Origin of the sequence: Epilithonimonas sp. JDS (genome assembly GCF_021261315.1) — a bacterium.
GTDB lineage: Bacteria > Bacteroidota > Bacteroidia > Flavobacteriales > Weeksellaceae > Epilithonimonas.
This window is the reverse complement of the sequence record NZ_JAJSAX010000005.1, coordinates 129,366-150,985: the sequence shown is the minus strand read 5'-3', so window position 1 is coordinate 150,985 and position 21,620 is coordinate 129,366. Positions and strand designations below refer to the sequence as shown.

19 protein-coding genes are annotated in these 21,620 nt (G+C 38.2%); 11 read left to right on the top strand and 8 right to left on the bottom strand.

The window, feature by feature from the left end; translation table 11 throughout:
• Positions 1–28 precede the first annotated feature (28 nt).
• The 3 genes from LUD75_RS14505 to LUD75_RS14495 all read right to left on the bottom strand — a co-directional run bounded on the left by LUD75_RS14505 (position 29) and on the right by LUD75_RS14495 (position 2,812).
• On the bottom strand, positions 29–844 hold the full coding sequence (locus LUD75_RS14505; RefSeq protein WP_232706521.1) for a hypothetical protein: 816 nt from the start codon (positions 842–844) through the stop codon (positions 29–31).
• A 137-nt stretch (positions 845–981) separates the two neighbouring features.
• Positions 982–2,190 carry a DUF763 domain-containing protein gene (locus LUD75_RS14500; RefSeq protein WP_232706520.1) on the bottom strand — a complete coding sequence of 403 codons (1,209 nt, stop codon included), beginning with the start codon at positions 2,188–2,190 and terminating at the stop codon, positions 982–984.
• A gap of 259 nt (positions 2,191–2,449) precedes the next feature.
• Positions 2,450–2,812, bottom strand: coding sequence for an ArsC/Spx/MgsR family protein (locus tag LUD75_RS14495; RefSeq protein ID WP_034964588.1), 363 nt, complete (start codon positions 2,810–2,812; stop codon positions 2,450–2,452).
• Positions 2,813–3,291: 479 nt separating this feature from the next.
• On the opposite strand from LUD75_RS14495, the gene LUD75_RS14490 reads away from it, so the two are divergent.
• From LUD75_RS14490 to trpA, 11 genes are all read left to right on the top strand, one after another.
• Entirely contained in the window at positions 3,292–3,759 is a 468-nt protein-coding gene (locus tag LUD75_RS14490; protein WP_034964587.1) for an acyl-CoA thioesterase, read from the top strand.
• 126 nt (positions 3,760–3,885) lie between these two features.
• Positions 3,886–5,436 carry a choice-of-anchor J domain-containing protein gene (locus LUD75_RS14485; RefSeq protein WP_232706519.1) on the top strand — a complete coding sequence of 517 codons (1,551 nt, stop codon included), beginning with the start codon at positions 3,886–3,888 and terminating at the stop codon, positions 5,434–5,436.
• Positions 5,437–5,670: 234 nt separating this feature from the next.
• Positions 5,671–7,089: an anthranilate synthase component I family protein gene (locus LUD75_RS14480; RefSeq protein ID WP_232706518.1), complete on the top strand. Its 1,419-nt coding sequence runs from the start codon at positions 5,671–5,673 to the stop codon at positions 7,087–7,089.
• Positions 7,086–7,685: an aminodeoxychorismate/anthranilate synthase component II gene (locus LUD75_RS14475; protein ID WP_232706517.1), complete on the top strand. Its 600-nt coding sequence runs from the start codon at positions 7,086–7,088 to the stop codon at positions 7,683–7,685. Before LUD75_RS14480 ends, LUD75_RS14475 begins: the two co-directional genes overlap by 4 nt.
• A gap of 45 nt (positions 7,686–7,730) precedes the next feature.
• Positions 7,731–8,720 (top strand): anthranilate phosphoribosyltransferase, encoded by a 990-nt coding sequence (gene trpD, locus LUD75_RS14470; RefSeq protein WP_232706515.1) that lies wholly within the window; start codon positions 7,731–7,733, stop codon positions 8,718–8,720.
• A 25-nt stretch (positions 8,721–8,745) separates the two neighbouring features.
• A complete protein-coding gene (locus tag LUD75_RS14465; RefSeq protein ID WP_232706513.1) occupies positions 8,746–10,119 on the top strand; it encodes an ankyrin repeat domain-containing protein in 1,374 nt (457 codons plus the stop codon).
• A gap of 48 nt (positions 10,120–10,167) precedes the next feature.
• Positions 10,168–10,947 (top strand): indole-3-glycerol phosphate synthase TrpC, encoded by a 780-nt coding sequence (trpC, locus tag LUD75_RS14460; protein ID WP_232706511.1) that lies wholly within the window; start codon positions 10,168–10,170, stop codon positions 10,945–10,947.
• 15 nt (positions 10,948–10,962) lie between these two features.
• A complete protein-coding gene (locus LUD75_RS14455; protein WP_232706509.1) occupies positions 10,963–11,649 on the top strand; it encodes a phosphoribosylanthranilate isomerase in 687 nt (228 codons plus the stop codon).
• Positions 11,650–11,670: 21 nt separating this feature from the next.
• Entirely contained in the window at positions 11,671–12,150 is a 480-nt protein-coding gene (tnpA, locus tag LUD75_RS14450; RefSeq protein WP_232706507.1) for an IS200/IS605 family transposase, read from the top strand.
• A 78-nt stretch (positions 12,151–12,228) separates the two neighbouring features.
• Positions 12,229–13,407: a tryptophan synthase subunit beta gene (gene trpB / locus LUD75_RS14445; RefSeq protein WP_232706506.1), complete on the top strand. Its 1,179-nt coding sequence runs from the start codon at positions 12,229–12,231 to the stop codon at positions 13,405–13,407.
• Between the two features lie 74 nt (positions 13,408–13,481).
• A complete protein-coding gene (gene trpA, locus LUD75_RS14440) occupies positions 13,482–14,240 on the top strand; it encodes a tryptophan synthase subunit alpha (RefSeq protein WP_317207326.1) in 759 nt (252 codons plus the stop codon).
• A gap of 99 nt (positions 14,241–14,339) precedes the next feature.
• Here trpA and LUD75_RS14435 read toward each other — a convergent pair whose 3' ends face one another.
• The 5 genes from LUD75_RS14435 to LUD75_RS14415 all read right to left on the bottom strand — a co-directional run bounded on the left by LUD75_RS14435 (position 14,340) and on the right by LUD75_RS14415 (position 21,441).
• Positions 14,340–14,687, bottom strand: a complete 348-nt coding sequence (locus tag LUD75_RS14435; RefSeq protein WP_232706504.1) for a phage holin family protein — start codon at positions 14,685–14,687, stop codon at positions 14,340–14,342.
• Positions 14,688–14,776: 89 nt separating this feature from the next.
• A complete protein-coding gene (locus LUD75_RS14430; RefSeq protein ID WP_232706503.1) occupies positions 14,777–15,400 on the bottom strand; it encodes a peptide deformylase in 624 nt (207 codons plus the stop codon).
• Positions 15,401–15,870: 470 nt separating this feature from the next.
• Positions 15,871–18,969, bottom strand: a complete 3,099-nt coding sequence (locus LUD75_RS14425) for a CusA/CzcA family heavy metal efflux RND transporter (RefSeq protein WP_232706502.1) — start codon at positions 18,967–18,969, stop codon at positions 15,871–15,873.
• Between the two features lie 142 nt (positions 18,970–19,111).
• The gene (locus LUD75_RS14420; protein ID WP_232706501.1) at positions 19,112–20,194 is read right to left on the bottom strand and encodes an efflux RND transporter periplasmic adaptor subunit; all 1,083 of its coding nucleotides are present in this window, start codon (positions 20,192–20,194) and stop codon (positions 19,112–19,114) included.
• On the bottom strand, positions 20,194–21,441 hold the full coding sequence (locus tag LUD75_RS14415) for a TolC family protein (protein WP_232706500.1): 1,248 nt from the start codon (positions 21,439–21,441) through the stop codon (positions 20,194–20,196). Before LUD75_RS14415 ends, LUD75_RS14420 begins: the two co-directional genes overlap by 1 nt.
• Positions 21,442–21,620 lie beyond the last annotated feature (179 nt).

The window sequence follows — 21,620 nt, the reverse complement described above, 5'->3', positions numbered from 1 at the left end:
TATTGCCATAATTTTATCGGACATTTATTTACTTTAGTCTCTCTGTAAGTAAATTGATAAAGGATTTTATATTATTTTCTATATAAAGATTTAAACTATCCTTATTTACAAAGTCAATCAAATATTTATTTTTTTGTTTTTCAGATTCGATTTCTCTGGTAAAAGAAATGTAGTCTACTTCTTTTACCTCATAATTAGGATCTGATGAATTTATATTATATATTTTTGAATTCACAACAACAATTGGAAAATAAATTATAAAATTTTGCCCATCGTAAGAATTCGACTTTTTATCTTTTTTCTTGAAATATTCTAAACATTTTGTAATTGGTAACAATATAGAATCATAAATTTGCTCATGATGAGCATTCCACTCTTTTCCTTTTGGTATTAATTTACAAAACTGTACGCTCTTTGTTTCACTTTTAGTATAGGGAAATATCTCATTAATTTTATAAAACATAAAACCATTCCTAACATAATAAGAATTCGGTTCATTTGGTATTGGTTCGTGATAATCATCCTTAGGAAATAAAAAATTTGGAGGAGAATAATTTTTATCAAATTCATTTTTTTTTCTTGAGATGAACACAAAAGGATTAGTATTATTTTTACATTCACATAAAATTCTTACATCAATTGAAATTTTCAATTCTTTGTCATAAACAAATCTTTTAAATCCAACCACATCAATTTCCCTAGATTTATTTTCATCTAAGTCTTTGAAAGCAGAGTTTGTTTGTATATGAAAATTTTGGTTTTCGATTATTGTCCCAACTTCTTGTTCAAATAAATAACCAGATTTATTAATTGCTTCTAAAATTTGTTCGTTAGTTGGTAGCATATTTTTTTTGTAATTTATCTATTAGTAAATAGATTAACTAACTTAAGAAAATATTCAATACGAAATTAATAAATCTTACACTTAACAACTACAATACTTCACAATCAAAACGCAAAAAGACAACTCCAAAAATAAAACTAAAACAAACTCAACTGAATACCATTATTCTTCCCCGGCTTCGCATCACCAAAAACAGTTTTCCCACCAAACCGCCACGAGTTTTGTCGCTCCTCTTCTATCACTTCTTCAAGGTTAAAATCCGGCGTGAAGTTCGCTTCCGTTCTCAAAGCAATTTCGTGAAGTTTTTTGATGGCTTGGCTCTTATCGGTGTTTCCCAACTTAGATTTCTCGATGCCGGTTCTTAGGATAGAAATGGTTTCGTCGTAGGTTTTGGTAGGCACAGGAAACGGATGACCGTCTTTCCCGCCGTGCGCAAACGAAAACCGCGCAGGGTCTGTAAATCTCGACGGCGCTCCGTGAATCACCTCACTCACAAGCGCCAGAGACTGCATCGTTCTGGGACCAACGCCTTTCAGCATCAGCAGTTCCTCAAAATTCTCAGGTTGATTTTCCCTCGCCAGCCAAAGAATATTGCCCAGCTTTTTCATATCCACATCACTGGCAAAAACTTCGTGATGCGCAGGCAGAATCAAGCGTTGGAAATCCTGCATCCATTTCTCGGAATCGGTTTTTGTGATGTCCACAATCCCATTTCTGCTTTGTTCCGCTTGAGCAGAGGTCAGATTAAGAATATTGCCACGATTGACACCGGAAATTCCCGTATGAGGCTCATTCACAAAAGAACTGACATTCTCAGATAGCCAGTGATAACGTCTCGCCGTTCCATCAGAATCGTGCATTCCTTGCTGAACAACCGCCCAATTCCCCTGGTCCGACAAAATAAAATTATGAAGATAAAGCTGATAACCATCCTGGATAGCTGTGTTATCAACCTTCGCAGAAAGTTTACTGCATCGCACGAGTTCCGTGCCGTCAAGTCCGGTGGAATCTGCAATTTTCAGAAGTTCGTTCGGCGTTTCTTTGGAGAATCTTCCTTTTCCGCCAGCGATGTAGATTCCCAGCGATTTGGAATTCGGATTGATGGAACGTTTCAAAGCGCCCATCACAGATGTCGTGATGCCGGACGAATGCCAGTCCATTCCCATCACCGCCCCAAAACTCTGAAACCAAAAAGGGTCTGCCAATCGTCGCAGAACTTCATCTTTGCCATAATCAGCGAGAATCACTTCCACAATAGCAAGTCCAAGTTTCGACATCCGTTCATAAAGCCAAGGCGGAACCTGACCGTAATGTAAAGGCAAATCTGCAGTCCCGGAACGTTTCATTGTGTGAAATTACGACTAAATTTCTTTTTGGATAAATCTTTGAACCACAAATCGAAGATTCGACGAAGTCAAAAGCCACAAAAGAAAATTAAAAAAATGAAATTCTTTCGAAGAGCAAAAAGCTAATATATAGATGACATTATCTTTTTAAAACTTTTGATAAACATAAAGAAAGCTTTTTACTTTTGTGACTTTTGTGGTTACCAAAAAATCCGAAACGATGACGCTCCGGATTGATTTACTGTACAAATTTTATTGCTTAATTTTCTTTCTTAGAAAGGAAATAATCTTTTAATTTACCAAGATTTATTTTGTCGCTACCCACGAAGATTTCGTCTTCGGTAAGGAACACTGGACGTTTCAAAAACGTGTAGTGGTCCAGTAGCAATTCTTTGTAATCTTTCTCCTGTAGGGTCTTTGGGTCAAGCTCCTGCAGTTTTATCTGATTCGATTTCTTATTGAAAAGGGCTTCATAAGAACCAGCCAATTTGTACATATCTTCAATTTCTTCCTCAGTAATAGGGTTGATTTTGATTTCGCGAAGCTCCCAATCTCTAGTGTCATATTGTCCTAATATTTTTCTACAGGTATCGCAAGTTTTAAGATAAAATACTTTTTTCATTTTGCAAAAATACGTTTTATTTTCCACATCTTGGCTATGTCGTTTAGATATCTTATATTACGCCCCGACGCAAGGTCTCATCCTCTGCCATTTACATCCAGAACTTTAACGTTCGTTAAGGATTTAAGTTTCATATTTTGGGCAACTTATCCGTCCTCCACTCCCGCTTTTTTTGCCATTGCGAACGGCGCTAGACATTCAGTATAACCAGTCAACAATCGCAATGACAAAAAAGAGCTCCGTTCAGGCCGGGTTGCAGATTCATCGTCCAAACAAGTTTTGTCATCAACATCGAAGTTTCCATTTCTAATCAAAATTATTTTCCCCCGAAACTAAAAGAAATAATTTTGCCATAAGTTCTAATTTATTTTTGCTCCCTTTAGGGCCGGGGCAAACAAAAATCAAATAGAATGTGTAGTCATATGAATTTCCAAAATCCCTTCAAAAAACCTTACATTTGAATTTAATTATCAAAAAAAATGGACAACAAACCAATTACTTTCCAGTTTATCTCAGAACCTACAGACGTCAATTTCGGAGGCAATGTCCACGGCGGAAGCGTGATGAAATGGATAGACCAAGTCGGCTACGCCTGTGCAAGCAATTGGTCGTCAAGTTATTGTGTCACTGTTTACGTTGGCGGAATCCGGTTTTATCAACCTATTAAAATTGGTGAAATTGTGAAATTGGAATCTCACGTGATTTACACCGGAACTTCCAGTATGCACATCGCCATCGATGTTTATTCCAGAAATATCAAAGAAAAAACCTTCGAGAAGAAAACGCACTGCATCATCGTTTTCGTTGCCGTTGACGAAAAAGGAAAATCCGTGCAAGTTCCAAAATGGACGCCAACCACCGAGCAGGAAATTCAAATGCAGGAATACGCCATCAAACTAATGAATCTCCGTCGTGACATAGAGGACGAGATGAAACCATTTCTTTAGATTAAATTATTTATAATTAAAAAATAACAATCCATAATCATTATAAATTGAATCAGATTTAACAATCTGAATGATTCAATACGGATATCAATATTTAATTTTGCTGGAAATTAAAAATATATTCAATTGAATAAAAAAATTATCAGTTTATTGGCCTTGTCATTAGTGGTCAATATCAATGCACAGGTTTTCAATGCAGGATTCGAAAACAACAACGGGACACCTTTGTCCCAATTCAAAACGATTAATGCAGACGGTTTACAGGTTCCGGAATGGGGTCAGGTTCAAGATTTCAATACAGAAGCCTGGATCAAATTTTATGACGGTTATGACAATAAAATCGCCTTCAGCACATCGTATTATGATCCTGAAGGACAAGCGAATGATTGGTTGATTACGCCAGCTATTACAATTCCACAAGAAGGAAATCCAACCCTTTATTGGAAAGGCAAATCCTACGATTTCGAATACACCGATTCTTATGCTGTCAAAGTTTCTGAAACCAATAACAACCAGGAATCTTTCACTACAACGCTTACACAGATGGACGCGGAACAACCATTTGATTATGCGAGCCATAATCTTGATCTTTCTCCTTACAAAGGAAAAACGATCTATTTGGCATTTGTAAACAACACAAACAGCGGGACTTACCTGGCTTTAGATGATTTATACATCAGCCAATCTGCAAATTGTTTGATGCCTTCAGTAGATGGATTTTCAACTTCCAATTTGAAACCGAATTCTGTAACTATCAACTGGTCAGCAACTTCTGGAATTTCAGATTATGATACAGGATTGACAACTTTTGAAACTTCTGTTTCTTCAAAAGGAATAACTTCTGCAACAACTAAGAATTTTGACAATCTTCAGTCTGGAAAAAGATACCAGTTCTTCCTGAAAAATGCAGATTGCGGATCTGGTTGGGCTGGACCAAAATCGGTTTGGACACCATCAGAATTACCTTACGCATACAATTTCGAAAAAACTGTAGAGAATTTTGGCGAATATGACTCTGACGGATGGGCATCTACAACCTGGCTGAATGGCGAAAGTGAAACTGCTGCTCAAAACGGAACAGGATATGTTTTTAACAACACAAGCAAAACAACTGCAAAGAACGACTGGATCTTTTCCTATCCTATCTACTTGAAAAAGGATGAAACGGTAACTGTAAAATATTATTCCGCAATCGGAAGTGCTGATGCAAGTCCGGCAACTCTGAAATTTGCAGTGGCAAACAGTCAGGATAAAAATGACATTATAGAAACTTTGAGTTCGGATATAATTTCTACCAATACCTACACAGAATTTACAAAAACCTACAAAGCAAATTCTGACAATGTTTATTATTTTGGATTTGGAAACACGACAGCACCAGTTGTGACCACTACATCTTTAAGAGTTGATAATGTTACTTTCACGAAGACTACTTTGGCTGTTAATGATGTCAATAAAACTTCAGTCAAAATCTATCCAAACCCGGTTGTTGACCAATTGACTATCAAAACGGATGACACCATTAAATCGGTTCAAGTCTATTCTCTTGATGGAAAATTACTGAAAACCATTGAAGGAAATCACGATAAAGTTGATTTTAGAAATTATCAAAAAGGAACTTATTTGTTGAAAATCGAAACCAACAAATCGGTTACTTCGCAAAAAGTGGTAAAATAGTTATAAAAATTAGTTTAGAATTTTTTCAATAAAATAGTTGCAGAATTAAAAATCATTTCTAAATTTGTCCCAATGAAAACAATGTACAATATCTGGTGGTGGCTTTCTAACTCTTTGTCGGGTCTGAAAGGCTTATCGGTGTTCTAAATTCTGAACTAACTATAACTCAATCATAATAAGACTTCGACATTTTTTGTTGAAGTCTTTTTTTATTTAAATTCTAAAATTAATCTGATGAAATTCAGTAAAACCATAAAAATAAAAACCACCGTAAAATCCCAATTGGCAGACCTTTTCACGCCAATCGGAATTTACCTGCGACTTCGTGATAACTTTCGTGATACAATCCTCTTGGAAAATGCAGGAAACCAAAACTCGGAAAATTCGTTTTCGTTTATTTGTGTAAACGCCATTGCAGGAATTGAAATCAGAGATTATCACGAAGCTGAATTCAAATTCCCATTGGAAAATCCAGAAAAAATCCAGTTGGAGAATGAAAAATTATCCGATTTGCTTCAGGAATTTTCCAATACTTTCGAATGCGAAAAACCAAACCACGAGATTGGGAAAAGTGCGCAGGGATTTTTTGGATACACGAGTTACGATGCGATTCCTTTCTTTGAAAACATAAAATTCAAGGAGCTTTCTGAGGAAAATAAAATTCCGTTGATGCGTTACAGATTGTATCAATATGTCATCGCCATTAACCATCACAACGACGAAATGTTCTTAATTGAGAATAAAATTGATGGCTTAAAATCGGAAATGTCAACCATCAAGAATTTCATTAATCAAAAAAATGCACCCGTGTTTCCATTTGAAATCACGGCAGAAGAAACTTCTAATTTAAAAGATGAAGAATTTCTGGAATCGGTAGAATTTGCAAAGAAACATTGTTTCCGTGGCGACGTTTTTCAGTTGGTTCTCAGCAGACGATTTGAACAGAAGTTCCAAGGCGACGAGTTCAATGTTTATAGGGCTTTGAGGAATATAAATCCTTCACCTTACCTATTTTTCTTCGATTATGGAGATTATAAATTGATTGGTTCAAGTCCGGAAAGTCAGTTGATTATCAAAAACGGAAAAGCCATCATTCATCCGATTGCCGGAACTTTCAAACGAACCGGAAACATTGAAAAAGATTTGGAATCCGCAGAAGAACTCAAAAAAGACCCGAAAGAAAATGCGGAACATACGATGTTGGTTGACTTGGCACGAAATGACTTGAGCATTCACGGGAAAAATACAGCGGTTTCAAAACTAAAGGAAATTCATTTCTTTTCCCACGTCATCCATATGGTTTCTGAAGTGGTTGCCGATGTGAAAGAAAATCAAAACCCTTACGAAATGATTGCGACCACTTTCCCACAAGGCACTTTGAGTGGCGCACCAAAATATCGTGCGATGCAACTCATTGATGAACACGAGAAAACTTCCCGAAGTTATTACGCAGGCTGTATCGGTTTTGTAGGTTTTGACGGAAGCTGTAATCAGGCGATTATGATTCGGACTTTCCTTAGCAAAAACAATACATTATTTTATCAAGCCGGCGCTGGAATCACAGCCAAATCCGTTGCCGAAAGTGAATTGCAGGAAGTGAACAACAAATTAGGAGCTTTGAAGAAAGCCGTTTTAAAAGCAGAGAAATTATGAAAATATTAGTGTTTGACAATTACGATAGTTTCACTTACAATCTCGTTCAAATCATAGAACAAATCGTTGGTGAAGAAGTCGACGTTTTCCGCAACGATAAAATTGCCTTGGAAGACATCGACAAATACGACAAAATCATCCTTTCTCCCGGTCCTGGAATTCCGGAAGAGGCAGGAATCTTATTGGAATTAATCAAAAAATATGCGCCCACAAAATCGATTTTTGGGGTTTGCCTCGGTCAACAGGCGATTGCGGAAGCTTTTGGTGGAAGTTTGATTAACCTTTCTGAAATCTATCACGGCATTGCGACAGAATCTATTCAGACAAATGCGCATATTATTTTCAACAGTTTACCAGAAACTTTGGAAGTTGGCAGATACCATTCCTGGGCGGTGAATCCTGATGACTTCCCTGCTGAACTCGAAATCACAAGCGTCGACAAAAACGGAATGATTATGAGTTTGAAACACAAAACCTACGATGTTCACGCCGTACAATATCATCCGGAAAGCATCTTGACACCTGACGGAAGAAAGATTTTAGAGAATTTCTTAAAGCTGGAAGCTGGAGGTACGAAGTCCGAAGAAAAAATATAACGCAAAAACTTCCGACTTCAGACCTCTGACTTCGGACTAAAAATTATGAAACAAATATTACAATATCTCTTCAACCATCAAACTTTGACAAGAGCCGAAGCCAAGGCGATTTTGACTGAGATTTCACAAAATAAATTCAATGAAAGCGAGGTCATTTCTTTCATCACCGTTTTCTTGATGCGAAGCATTACGCTCGAAGAACTCACTGGTTTCCGTGAGGCTTTACTTCAGTTGGCAAAACCTATCGATTTGGGAACTAACGATTTGGTTGACATCGTCGGAACTGGTGGTGATGGAAAAAATACTTTTAACATTTCCACTTTAGCGAGTTTCATCGTTGCCGGAACTGGACAAAAAGTGGCCAAACAAGGGAATTATGGCGCGTCTTCAATTTCCGGTTCTTCCAATGTCTTGGAAGAGTTGGGATATCAATTCAAAGATAATTCTGAAGATTTGAAAGCCGATTTGGAAAAAGGAAACATCTGTTTCATCCACGCACCACTTTTTCATCCGGCTTTGAAATCCGTTGCGCCATTGAGAAAACAATTGGGATTGAAGACTTTTTTCAATATTCTTGGCCCGTTGGTAAATCCTGCGAAACCAAAATATTCGATGATTGGCGTTGCGAATCTGGAGATTGCTAGAGTTTATCAATACCTTTTGCAACAGCAGAAAAGTGAATTTATGCTGGTTCACGCTTTGGATGGTTATGACGAGATTTCATTGACGGGCGACACAAAAATCTTCAATAAGTCGGGTGAAAAAATCTTTTCAGCGGAAGATTTGAAATTCAAAAACATCGAACCTGAAAGTATTTTTGGAGGTCATACAAAAGAAGAATCTGCCAAGATTTTCATCAATATTCTAGAAGGTAAAGGAACTGATGAACAGAATTCTGTAGTTCTGGCAAATGCGTCAATCGCTCTTCTGAACACTGAAAAATACGGTGATTATGATAATTGTCTTGCACTTGCTAAAGACAGTTTGGAAAGCGGAAAAGCGTTAAATTGTTTGAAGAAATTAATTGAAAATTAAAAATGTAGAATTTAATAAAACACAAATGAGAAAACTACTCCTATTTTTAATTCTAGCTCAAGCATTCCCATCCTGCAAAGACAAAACGGCTGAGAAAAAGACAATTCCAGCCACAGAAATTCACCAAAAAATTGTGGAACTCCCGAAAGCCGAGAGCGAAAAAATAATAGAAATCATTAAAAATGGAGATGTTAAAGGCATTCCGGATTTATTAAAAAAAGGAGTTGATGTCGATTCCAAATTCGAAGGTTTTTTCAGAGGTGGACGTCGGAAAAACGCAGATGATTTTTCCAATAAAGAATGGACAATGCTGATGGTAGCAACTTTTTACAATCAGGAAAAAATTGCAGAATTGTTACTTGAAAACAAGGCAGACATCAATCTTCAAAACAAAGCTGGCCATACTGCACTTTTTTTAGCGTGTGCCAACAGAAGCGAAGAAATGGCAAAATTTCTATTGGAAAAAGGCGCGAATGCAACAATTGATAGCAAGGATTCAGATGGAACTTCCACCTTGCAATGGGCAATAGCTTATGAATGGAATGATGTTGTGCAAAAATTATTGGAACAAAATATAGACGTCAATTCTTCCAGCACAGAAACAGGGAGAAGCGTACTGTTAGATGCTTTGTACAGTGAAACCATTTCTGAGGAAGTGATTTCAACAATCATTGGTAAAGGTGCGAATGTCAATTATATCAATCCGAAAGACGGGGAAAACGCTTTGATGATGGCTTGCAGAAGAGATTTTTCCGACATTGCAAAAATGATTGTTAGCAAGGGAGGAAATGTAAATTCGGTTTCCAAAAGCGGGACAACTCCACTTTCTTGTGCTTCAGGAAAAAATTCGTGTTCAACAGAACTTATGGAGTTTTTAATTGAAAAAGGAGCAAAAATAAATCCCACCAACAAATATGGAAGAACACCACTGATAGAAGCTGTTTCATCAAACTGCATAGAAAAAGTGAAATTTCTGGTAGAAAAAGGAGCCAACGTCAACCAAAAAAGAGACGGTGGTGGAGGTATTTCCCCACTCTCTGAGGCAGTTTGGGAAACCAACTTCGAAATAACAAAATACCTTGTGGAAAATGGTGCGGATGTCAACATTCAGAAAGACAATGGTGATACAGCATTGATGGAGGCAGTTTGGAATGAAAAGAATTATAACGCTGTCAACTTATTAATACAAAAAGGCGCGGATGTTAACAAAACGAATGATGATAAGCAAACGCCTCTTCTAAAAGCCATTCAATATAATCATTACGATATTGCAGTATTACTTTTAAAAAATGGAGCAGGAACAGATGTTACAGATTTTTATGGACATACAATCCAAAGTACACTCAAAGAAACCGTCGAAAGAACTGGGAATAAAAAGTGGCTAGATTTGAAATTGTAATTTGTTGAAAACAAAATTTAAAACACTTAAACAATATATTTAGAAAGAATGAACATTCTCGATAAAATCATAGAAAGAAAAAAACAGGAAGTTGCAGATTCAAAATCCAAAATTTCTCTGGAACAACTGAAAGATTCAGAGTTTTTTGGAAGGAAAACTTTTTCGCTAAAGGAAACCTTAAAATCCAAATCCGGAATCATCACCGAGTTCAAAAGACAATCGCCAAGCAAAGGAATCATCAATGATAAAGTTTCGCCATTGGAAGTCGTTTCTCAATACGAAAAATTCGGAGCAAGCGCCGTTTCGATTTTGACAGATAAAGATTTTTTCGGTGGAAGTTTCGAAGATATTTTGAGCGTTCGAAATCACATCAACATTCCAATTTTGAGAAAAGATTTTATGGTCGATGAATATCAATTCTACGAAGCAAAAGCTATTGGAGCGGATGTGATTCTGTTAATTGCATCTTGTCTTTCTCCAACTCAGGTTTCGGAATTTACAGAACTGGCTAATCAATTGAAACTCGAAGTTTTGTTGGAAATCCATTCAGAAGAGGAACTTGTACACATTAATAAAAATGTCGATTTTGTCGGCATCAACAACAGAAATTTAAAAGATTTCAAAGTTGATTTGCAACATTCTGTCAATTTGAAAAACCAACTTCCGAAAGATATTTTATCCATTGCAGAAAGCGGGATTTATAACGAGGAAGATTTCAGATTCCTAAAAGAAAAAGGCTTTGATGGATTTTTGATGGGCGAATATTTTATGAAAGATGAAAATCCAGGGAAGAAGTTTGGGGAATTTGTTTCTAATGTATCAAATTAAGTTTAACAGTTAAAAATGATGAAAAGCCAAAAGCAAGAAGCCAACAACCAATTGCAACTCAAAGTCTGCGGATTGACCAAACTCGACCAGATTCAGGAATTGATTGATTTAAAAATTAATTTCTTAGGCTTTATCTTTTATAATAAATCGCCAAGATTTGTTTTGAATCATTTGACTTTAGAACAGATTTCAGAAATTGAACATTCAGGAAAAGTTGGTGTTTTTGTAAACGAAAATGTTGAAAGAATTATTGAAATTTCAGAAAAAGCAAACTTAAACTTCATCCAACTTCACGGCGACGAAAATGATGATTTTATTTCAGAATTAAGAAAAAAACTAAATCCCGAAATTAAAATGGTAAAAGTAATCAGAATCGGAAATCAATCGCCTGAGGAATTACAAAAAAACATCAACGAACAACCAGCTACCATCAACTATCTCCTATTTGATACAGACTCGAAAGCTTTCGGCGGAACAGGAAAAATCTTCGATTGGAATATTTTAAATGAAATCATAATTCCAATTCCTTACATTTTAAGTGGCGGAATTTCACTAGAAAATATCCATCAACTGTCAGCTGTCAACCACCAACCAATTGCGCTAGATATTAATTCAAAATTCGAGGTTGAACCAGGAAATAAAGATTTGGATAAAATAAAAGATTTCCTAAATTTATTAAACAGTCCCAAAGGGACGACATAATATAGAATAGGATGAAATCCTATGAAATTTAAAACACAAATTGAAATTATGCCACAATCTCTCGTAAAAAATTACATTCACATCATTTTCAGTACGAATTATCGAAATGATTTTATAGATGAAGCTATTGAAAATGAACTATTTGCTTACATTGGTTCGATTTGTAAACAATTTGAAAGCACAGCAATCCAAATTGGAGGAACCGACAATCACATTCATATTCTTTGCCTGCTCTCGAGGAAAATTGCATTGATGAAATTAGTTCAGGAAATAAAAGCACATTCTTCAAAATGGATAAAAAGTAAAGGAAAGAAATATGAATCTTTCTTTTGGCAAGATGGTTATGGCGCATTTTCAGTTAGTCCGAACAACATATTTGTTGTGAAAAATTATATTAAAAATCAGAGAGAGCATCACAAAGACTTTGATTTCAAAAAAGAACTCGTGAGTTATTATCAAAAATATAAAATCGAATATGATGAAAAATATCTATGGGATTGACTTTCAATCTAATTTGATAGGATTTCATCCTATCCTTGATTAAATCGCCACTTTGTGGCTAAAAAAAATAAAAAAAATATGAACTACCAAAACCCAGATAAAAACGGCTACTACGGCGATTTCGGAGGCGCTTTCGTTCCAGAAATGCTTTACCCAAACGTTGCACAATTACAGGAAAAATACATCCAGATCATCGAATCCGAAGAATTCCAGACCGAGTTTCAGGATTTGCTGAAGAATTATGTTGGACGTGCTACACCACTCTATTTCGCTAAGAATCTCAGCGAAAAATATCAAACTCAAATCTATCTGAAAAGAGAAGACCTGAATCATACCGGCGCACACAAGATCAACAACGCATTAGGTCAAGCATTACTAGCAAAGAAATTGGGGAAAAACCGCATCATTGCAGAAACAGGCGCTGGTCAACACGGCGTTGCAACGGCGACAGCTTGTGCTTTGTTAGGCTTGGAATGCATCGTTTATATGGGCGAAGTCGATATTGCAAGACAATCGCCGAATGTTGCCCGAATGAAAATGCTCGGTGCAACCGTGATTCCCGCAACTTCTGGCTCCAAAACTTTGAAAGACGCGGTGAATGAAGCCTTGAGAGATTGGATCAATAATCCGGCGACCACGCATTACATCATCGGTAGTGTGGTAGGTCCGCATCCGTTTCCAGATCTGGTTGCGAGATTCCAAAGTGTGATCTCGAAGGAGATCAAAGAACAACTGAATGAAAAAGTTGGAAGAGAAAATCCGGATTATGTAATTGCCTGTGTTGGTGGCGGAAGTAATGCCGCAGGTACTTTTTATCATTATGTGAATGAAGAAAGTGTGAAGATCATTGCTGCTGAAGCTGGCGGTCTCGGCGTTGATTCCGGCAAGTCTGCTGCTACAACTTTCTTAGGAACTTTAGGAATTCTACACGGAAGTCAGAGTTTGGTGATGCAGACGGAAGACGGCCAAGTGATTGAGCCTCATTCTATTTCCGCAGGTTTGGATTATCCGGGAATTGGACCGATGCACGCCAATCTTTTCAGAGAGAATCGCGCTGAATTTTTCAGTATTAATGATGATGAAGCTTTGAAATCTGCTTTTGAATTAACCAAAATCGAAGGAATTATTCCAGCGCTGGAAAGTGCGCACGCTTTGGCTGTTCTGGACAAGAAGAAATTCGACAAGGATGATATTGTCGTGATTTGCCTCAGCGGTCGTGGCGATAAAGATATGGAAACGTATTTGAAACATCTTTAAATCTGTAAAATGTAGAACGTTTGAATGTATTAACAATCCTTAGAATCGTGAATACATTTTACAGTAATACTTTAATACAACAAAAAATGAAAAAACTAAACATATACTTCACAGCCGGAATGCCTGAGCTGGAAGACACAGGAAAAATCGCGAAACTCATCCAGGATTCCGGCGCAGATATGATGGAAATCGGGATTCCATATTCTGATCCGGTTGCGGATGGACCTGTGATCCAAGATGCGCATTCGTTGGCTTTGAAAAACGGAATGAGCATCAAAAAACTATTCGAACAATTGGCTGAAATCAAAGATTTTGTGACGATTCCGAAGATCTTTATGGGTTATCTGAATCCAGTTTTGCAGTTCGGATTTGAGAATTTTTGTCAGAAATGTGCGGAAGTTGGCGTTTCAGGATTGATTATTCCAGATCTTCCTCCAATCGCTTTTGAAAATCAATATGGCGAAATCTTTAAGAAATACAATCTGAACTTTACTTTTCTCGTAACGCCGGAAACTTCGGAAGAGCGTATCAAATATCTGGATTCTTTAAGTTCTGGATTTTTATACGCCGTGAGTTCATCTTCCACCACAGGAAATGCAAATTCTGTTTTGAAGAATGAAGATTATCTGAATAAATTGGCTTCATTAAACTTAACAAATCCAGTTTTCATCGGTTTTGGAATCAAGGATAAAAAGGATTTTGAAAACGTGACAGAGAAAGCACAAGGTGGAATCATCGGAACAGCTTTCGTTAAAATTCTTTTGGAGAATGAAAATTGGGATGAGAAAGGCCGAGAATTCATTAATGGAATAAAAATAAATTCTCGCAGATAGAGCTGATTTGGCAGATCATTGAATCTGCGGAATTTGCTTAATCTGCGAGAAAAGTTTAATAAAAAAGAGTTTCAATTGACTGAAACTCTTTTTTTATGTTTAATCCTCTTTGCTTTCGAAGATGGTTGAGAACGCTGATGTGACGAGCGACAGTAAAATACTGAACAAAAGTGCCCACCAGAAGCCTTCTACCTGCATACTGTCCATCAGATAATCTGTTAGTAAAATAATCAAAGCATTGATAACAAATGAAAACAAACCAAGCGTCAGGATCGTAATCGGCAAGGATAATATCGATAAAACCGGTTTTACAATCAGGTTGAGAAGTCCGAGTACAATGGCAAAAATAATCGTTGAGCCAAAAGTGTCAAAATGTACACCTGTAAGGACTTTGCTAAGGATAAAAGCTGATATCGCAGTGATCAGCAAACGGATAATGAAGTTCATAGTTTATAATTTAATGGATTTGATTTTCTCATTCAAAAACCAGACCTAAACGGCTTTTAGCAGATGGCTTTTGGTTGATAGCTTTCAAATTAATATTTAGATTTTTTGTAAACCTTCACTTCATTTACCTTCAGATCCTTCTCCTTTTCCTGCTTATCAGAAATCAGAATTCCAAACAAATGGTCGATTTCGTGCTGGAAAATCACAGCAGTGAAACCTTCCACCATTTCTTCGTGTTTCTTGTTATTAAGGTCATAATATTCCAGTCGGATGCTGTAGCTTCTGTAGAAATCACCACGGAAAGTCTCTATCGACAGGTCGCCTTCCGGACTTTTGTTCAGAAGTTCGGACCACCAGGTAATTTTGGGATTGATAAAATATTCCACTGGCGCATTTGGCTTATCAAAGCGTTGCACCAGCACCACTCGCCTATTGATCCCGACCTGAGGCGCCGCAATCCCAACGCCACCGCCAGTTGCAGCGAGAGCCAGCCTCATTCTCTCAATCAGGATCGGCAGGTTTTTATCTTTGGGCGAGATCTCTTCGGACTGGTTCAGCAGCACTTTGTGTTGCTGCTCCTGGTCGGTTTGATAGATCGGTAAAGCCGTTTTGATGTCGCCAGCGAGGATCAGATTTTTTTCTTCTTTTGAGAATTTCTGAGGAAAAGCAAAAGTTCCCAGACACAATAACATTAAAACCGTAAAATTCCGCATCGTTTATTTTTACTTCAAAGATAAATAATTTGGGCCCCTTATCCGTGCTCCGTTCCCGCTTTTTTCTGCCATTGCGATCGACGTGCAGCTGTTTGTTGAAAATTTCTACCATCGCAATGACAGAAAAAGAGCTCCACTCAGCCCGGGGTGCGCTTCGCCAGGTTGAAATTTTCAGATTCAATTCACATTTTTCCAACAATTTCCAAGATCATAGTAATACTAAAAAATGTCCTTTGCCAAGTCTTATGGATAGAGGGTTTGCAGGGATGTCAAAAATACCACGCGTGCTTTGCCTCAACTTCACGCGGGGCATCACTCAACTTCACGCGTCATTTTTTACTACGTCACAATAAGTTTTCAAAACGTCTCTTATTAAACAAAAAAACGTTCCCCCGAAATAATCCGGGAGAACGTCAACTAGAGAGAAACTAACAACTATAACTCAACTATAGTATAAATCAATTTGTGTTTTAATTGATCACTTCATTTTTCCTTCTGTTGAAGATCCAGAAGATGATTGGGAAGATCAATAAGGTTAATATCGTTGCGGTAATCAGTCCACCAATGATGACAATCGCCAAAGGTTTCTGAGATTCAGAACCGATTCCTGTGGAAAGTGCAGCTGGCAGAAGTCCGATCGAAGCCATCAAAGCCGTCATCACAACTGGTCGGGTTCGTACTTTCACGCCTTCCATAATGGATGAATCCAAGGATAATCCGTTCTTGACATTTTGATGGAACTCAGAAATCAGGATCACCCCATTTTGGATACAGATCCCAATCAACGCAATCATCCCAACACCTGCAGAGATCCCGAAATTCATATTTGTCAAATGCAATGCGATGATGGCGCCGATCAGGGCAAATGGAACATTCGCCAAGACCAAAAGTGAATCTTTCATATTCCCAAATAAGATAAACAAAAGGAAGAAGATGCCAATGATACTGATAGGAACCACCTGCGTCAATCGGTTGGTGGCTCTTTGCTGATTCTCAAACTGTCCGGTCCATCCAATCGAATATCCATCTGGCAATTTGATCTTATCTACTTTCTTTTGCGCATCGGCAATCGTTCCACCGAGGTCTCGGTCACGGATAGAGAACTTGACGCCAATATAACGCTTTATATCATCTCTGTAAATGAAAGCTGCACCGTTTTCTTTCTCAATTGTACTGATTTCTTTCAATGGGATCTTCGCACCGTCCTGGGTTGGAACCATTAGAGAAGCAATATCGATTTCGTTCTTTCTGTATTCCTGAGCATAACGCAATCTGATTGGGAATTTTCTTTCTCCATCAAACATTTCAGAACCAGTTTTTCCACCAAAAGCCATTTCCAGTACCGCTTGCGCATCGGCTGGCAACACGCCGTACGCCGCCATTTTGCTTCTGTCCAAAACCACACTGATCTCTGGCTGACCAATATTCTTGATGATCCCAGGCTCTTTCACACCTTCCACATTTTTGATAGAAGCCAGAACTTCATCCGCCAGTCTGTCCAAAGTATGCAGATTGTCACCATAGATTTTGATACCATTTTCCGCTTTGAAACCCGCCACTGCTTCAGCAACGTTATCAGAAATAGGTTGAGAATAATTAAAGGTGATGCCTTGGTAATTCTTCAGTTTTTTATCGATCTGCTCGATCAATTCATCATAGGTGATTTTCCGTTTCCAATCTTCTTTCGGTTGAAGGCTGACGGCGAACTGTACGAAACCAAATCCGTTCGGGTCGGTTCCGTCATTGCTTCTACCCGTCTGCGCCAGAACATCGGTCACTTCCGGGAAACTCATAATATCTTTTTTGAGTGCGTTGGCAGTGACCAAAGATTTGTCCAAGGACGAACTCATCGGCATTTCTGCTGTGATCCAAAGCGAACCTTCATTCAACTGCGGTAAGAATTCGGTTCCCAGGAATGTCGCTGAAAATAAGGTGATCGCCAACACTGCAGTCGAAACGAAAAGGCTGACTTTTTTATACCTGAAGGTAAACTTCAAACCTTTCATCACATATTTGTCCCAGAATTCCACGAATGGATTGTGTCTTTCCTTTACATTTTTCTTTAAGAGCAAATGTGACATCACAGGAACTAAAGTCAATGTGAATATCAATGCACCAAGCAATGCAAAACCTAAGGTGAATGCCAATGGAGAGAACATTTTACCTTCCACTTTTTGGAAGGAGAAAATCGGTAAAAGAGAGGTGATGATAATTAATTTTGAAAAGAAGATCGCTTTCCCCAATCCGGTTCCGGTTTGTTTAATCCAACCAGCTTTTGCCATTTTGTTGAAGCGTTCCATTCCATATTTCTTCGCTTTATGGTCTAACATGACGAATAATCCTTCGACCATCACGACCGCTCCGTCAATGATGATCCCGAAATCAACCGCACCTAGCGATAACAAGTTGGCGCTCATTCCGGCCATCTTCAGACAGAAAAAAGCAAACAATAAGGACAATGGAATGATGATGGACACAATCAAAGTAGTCCGCCAATCCGCCATAAAGATCAATACTATGACCGTTACGAGAATGATCCCTTCCAAAAGGTTGTGCATCACAGTATTGGTAGTGAAATCCATCAAGTTCTGGCGATCGTAGAAAGTCCTCATTTTGACATCCTTTGGAAGGATTTTCGTATTCAGTTCCTCGATCTTGGCTTTAACCAGTTTCAGAACTTCCTGCGCATTCTCGCCTTTTCGCATCACGACGATTCCTTCCACCGTGTCATTCTCATTATTGAGAGAAGCCTGTCCGACTCTCGGCATCGAACCTTCGTGAACATCGGCCACATATTTGACAAGGATTGGATTTCCGCTATCATTATGCACTGTAATATTTTCGATGTCAGCAATTGATTTTACCAAACCAATTCCACGAACGACATAAGCTTGTCCGCTTTTTTCGATGACATCACCGCCGACATTCAGGTTGCTGTTGGTTACCGCTTCCAAAACTTCGGCTGGCGTCAGGTTGTATTTGTCCAATTTTCTCGGATCGATGCTTAATTCAAAAACTTTGTCCTGACCTCCGAAAACATTGACATCGGCAACTCCGGGAACACTTCGCAAAGCTCTGTCGACGACCCAGGTTTGGAGTGTCAAAAGGTCTCTGGAATCCCGGTCTTTGCTTTCCAATGTGTAACGGTAGATCTCTCCGGTTGGTCCATAAGGCGGCTGAACTTCCGGGTCTATTTCGTCTGGCAAACTGACCGTTCGCAATTGGTTGTTGACCATATTCCTTGCGAAAATATCGTCCACACCATCTTCAAACAAGATCTTGACGATGGAAAGTCCGAACATTGTGGTACTTCGGACGCTTGTTTTCTTTTGGACCGGACTCATCGCCAACTCAATTGGTGTGGTGACAAATCGTTCTACTTCTTCTGCACTTCGCCCGTTCCATTGGCTGATGATGACGATCTGTGTGTTCGTCACATCCGGGAAAGCTTCAATCGGCATATTCTTGAAACTGATGAAACCAGCAACCGCCAGAATCGCTACCCAAATGAATGTGAACGCTTTATTTTTAAGGGAAAATCCTATGATACTTTTTATGAATTTGTTCATATTTTATATTTTGAATCACAATTTTTATTTATGATTATTCATATTAATATTGACCACAGATTTAATCTGTAGCGATGCGTATTAACCATAGGTTTCACCTACGGCTACTGATATTTAACCCTGCGGGTTTCTTTGAAATCTCTTAGTTATTCAGAGAGCGGTAAATCAATAATTGATTGTTGGTCACAACTGTTTCTCCTTCTGCAAGGCCGCTTGCAACATAGGTGTTCTCTGTGTTTTGTTTCAATATTTTGATTTCCTTCACCTTAATATCCGTTTGGGATTTGTAAACCACTACAAAATATCGGTTGTCATCGAAGATCACGGCACTGGATGGAATCGCCAAAGCGGTTTCGTTTTCTGCGGAAGAAACTCTGATAGTTGCTTTACTTTCCGGAATCAACAAGCCTTGAGAATTATCTAGAACTACCCTAGCCTGCATCGAATTGGTATCTGGGTCGATGATCTTGAAGACCTTATCAATCTTTCCAAAAAATACTTTATCGGGATAGGACAATGTGGAAACCTGGGCTTTCATTCCAAGGTTGATCTTGTCAATATCCGCTTCGTTGACATTCATAATGGCCCAGACATTTTTGGTATTTGCAACATCGAAGATATTCTCACTTCGGTCGCTTCTTAGTTCCATATCTTTATTGATGTCTTTATGAACGATGTAGCCATTGATCGGCGAGATTACGCTGTAGATATTTCCTCTTTTCACATTGTAAACGGTGCTCACGGCGTTGGATCGGTGCAAAGCATCCTTGGCTTTTTGAACTTCGCCTTGTGCTTCCAAGATATCTTTTTCCGTGTTCAGTTTTCCGGCGTACATTTCTTTGGAAACACGAAGATTGTTCTCTGCGACCAGCAAATCTGTTTTCGCATCGCTGACATCTTTCTGAACTTCTGCCAACTCGGTACTTCTGATAGTTGCCAAGACCTGACCTTTGTGGACATAATCTCCTAATTCAACGTTCACACTTAACACATTTCCGCCAACCAAAGGGAAAATATCGATATAGGTATTTTTGTCCGCAGAGATCTTTCCGTAGAAGCTATATTCGTCCTCGATGAATTTCTTTTCTACCTTCGCAAATGTTGTGGATTTCAGCATTGTTTGGCTCAATTCAAAACCTTTTGTCTCTTCCTTCACAATTTCTTCCTTTTTGGAACAGGAAATCAAACTGATGGCGAGGATAATGGGAATAATAATTTTTTGCATTAATAAAAGATTTTGGTTTGTACTAATTGATTGAGCTGCTCTGCGGAGATCATGATCTGTTTTTTCATTTCGTAGATCTGCAGCACCGTTTGTCTGTAGCTTTCCAGGAAGTCTGTGAAATCCATCAGGCTGATGTTACCGCTTCGAAAGTTCTTGAGGATGCCGTTATAAACCGTATTGAGGTTTTCTACATCCACAGGTTTCAGTTCGAAATATTGGTCGTACTGATTTTTCCAGGTTTGATAGGCCGATTCAACCTGCGTTTCAAGATTCAGTTTTTGATATTCTGAATTTTTCTCGTTTTGCTGGATGGCATATTTTGCTTTTTCAACATTTCCTTTGTTCACTTTCCAAAGTGGAATGGGGATCCCGACCTTCAAATTGATTTCATTTCTGAATGTTCCAGAGTTTTGATCGTATTCTGCGCCAAGATTCAAATCTGGTGTGTTCAATGATTTTTGCCATTGGGCGAAGAGTTTGCTATTCTCGATCAGCCTAAGATTATAAAGATAATCGGCATTGTTGACCAAAGCTTTTTCTTTAAGGATCTCCAGATCGCCGAAAGGCTGAGAGATCAAAATATCATTCTCATCGAGCTTGGAAATGTTGGGAAGAATGTTGTCTGAATTGCCTGTCAGGATCTTCATATTCTGCTGGAATGCCAGAATATTATTGTTGATCTCGATCTTATCATTGTTCAATTGGATGACAATGCTTTGAAGTCTTACATAATCCTTGAGCGAGATATTTCCTTTATCCGTCTGGATTTTGTAAGCTGCCAAAAGCTCATTCATATATTTCAACTGTCCATCGATGCTGATCTGTTTCTTTTGTTCGTAGATCAGATTGTAATAAGTCTCCCGAAGTTGAGATCTAAGATCAACCAGCAATTGGTTGAATTGCAATTGCGAAAGTTCCTTGTTGGATTTGGCAAACTGGATCTCGTTTTTCTTTTTACCACCGAGATAGATGAGCTGTGTGATCTCTGCACCTTTTGCCCGGCCAACATCGAAAGCGCGCTTGTCCTCGGGATTGTAAGCATTCACGTAACCGCTGATCTGTGGCAATTCCCAGATCTTGGCCTGCATAATATCGGCGTCTGCCATATTGATATTGTACTGCGCGGCGAGAACTTGAAGGTTGTTTTTTTGAAATGCTAATTCGCAATCCTGAAGAGACATCTGCTGCTGTCCGGATAGACAGACAAATGCCGAAACGGATAACACCAGCGTTGTTATTTTATTCATTTTTATCTCGTTTTGGTTTTGCAAAAATGCCTTACCTCGATTAAAACGGACTTAAATGAGACTTAAAAAAAACTTAATTGTGGTTGAGATAATAGATTATAGACGGATAGATGAAAGACTTTGATAAAATATTCTTTAACAAATTTTGCAGATTCGAATTGATTGACAAAAGTTGGATC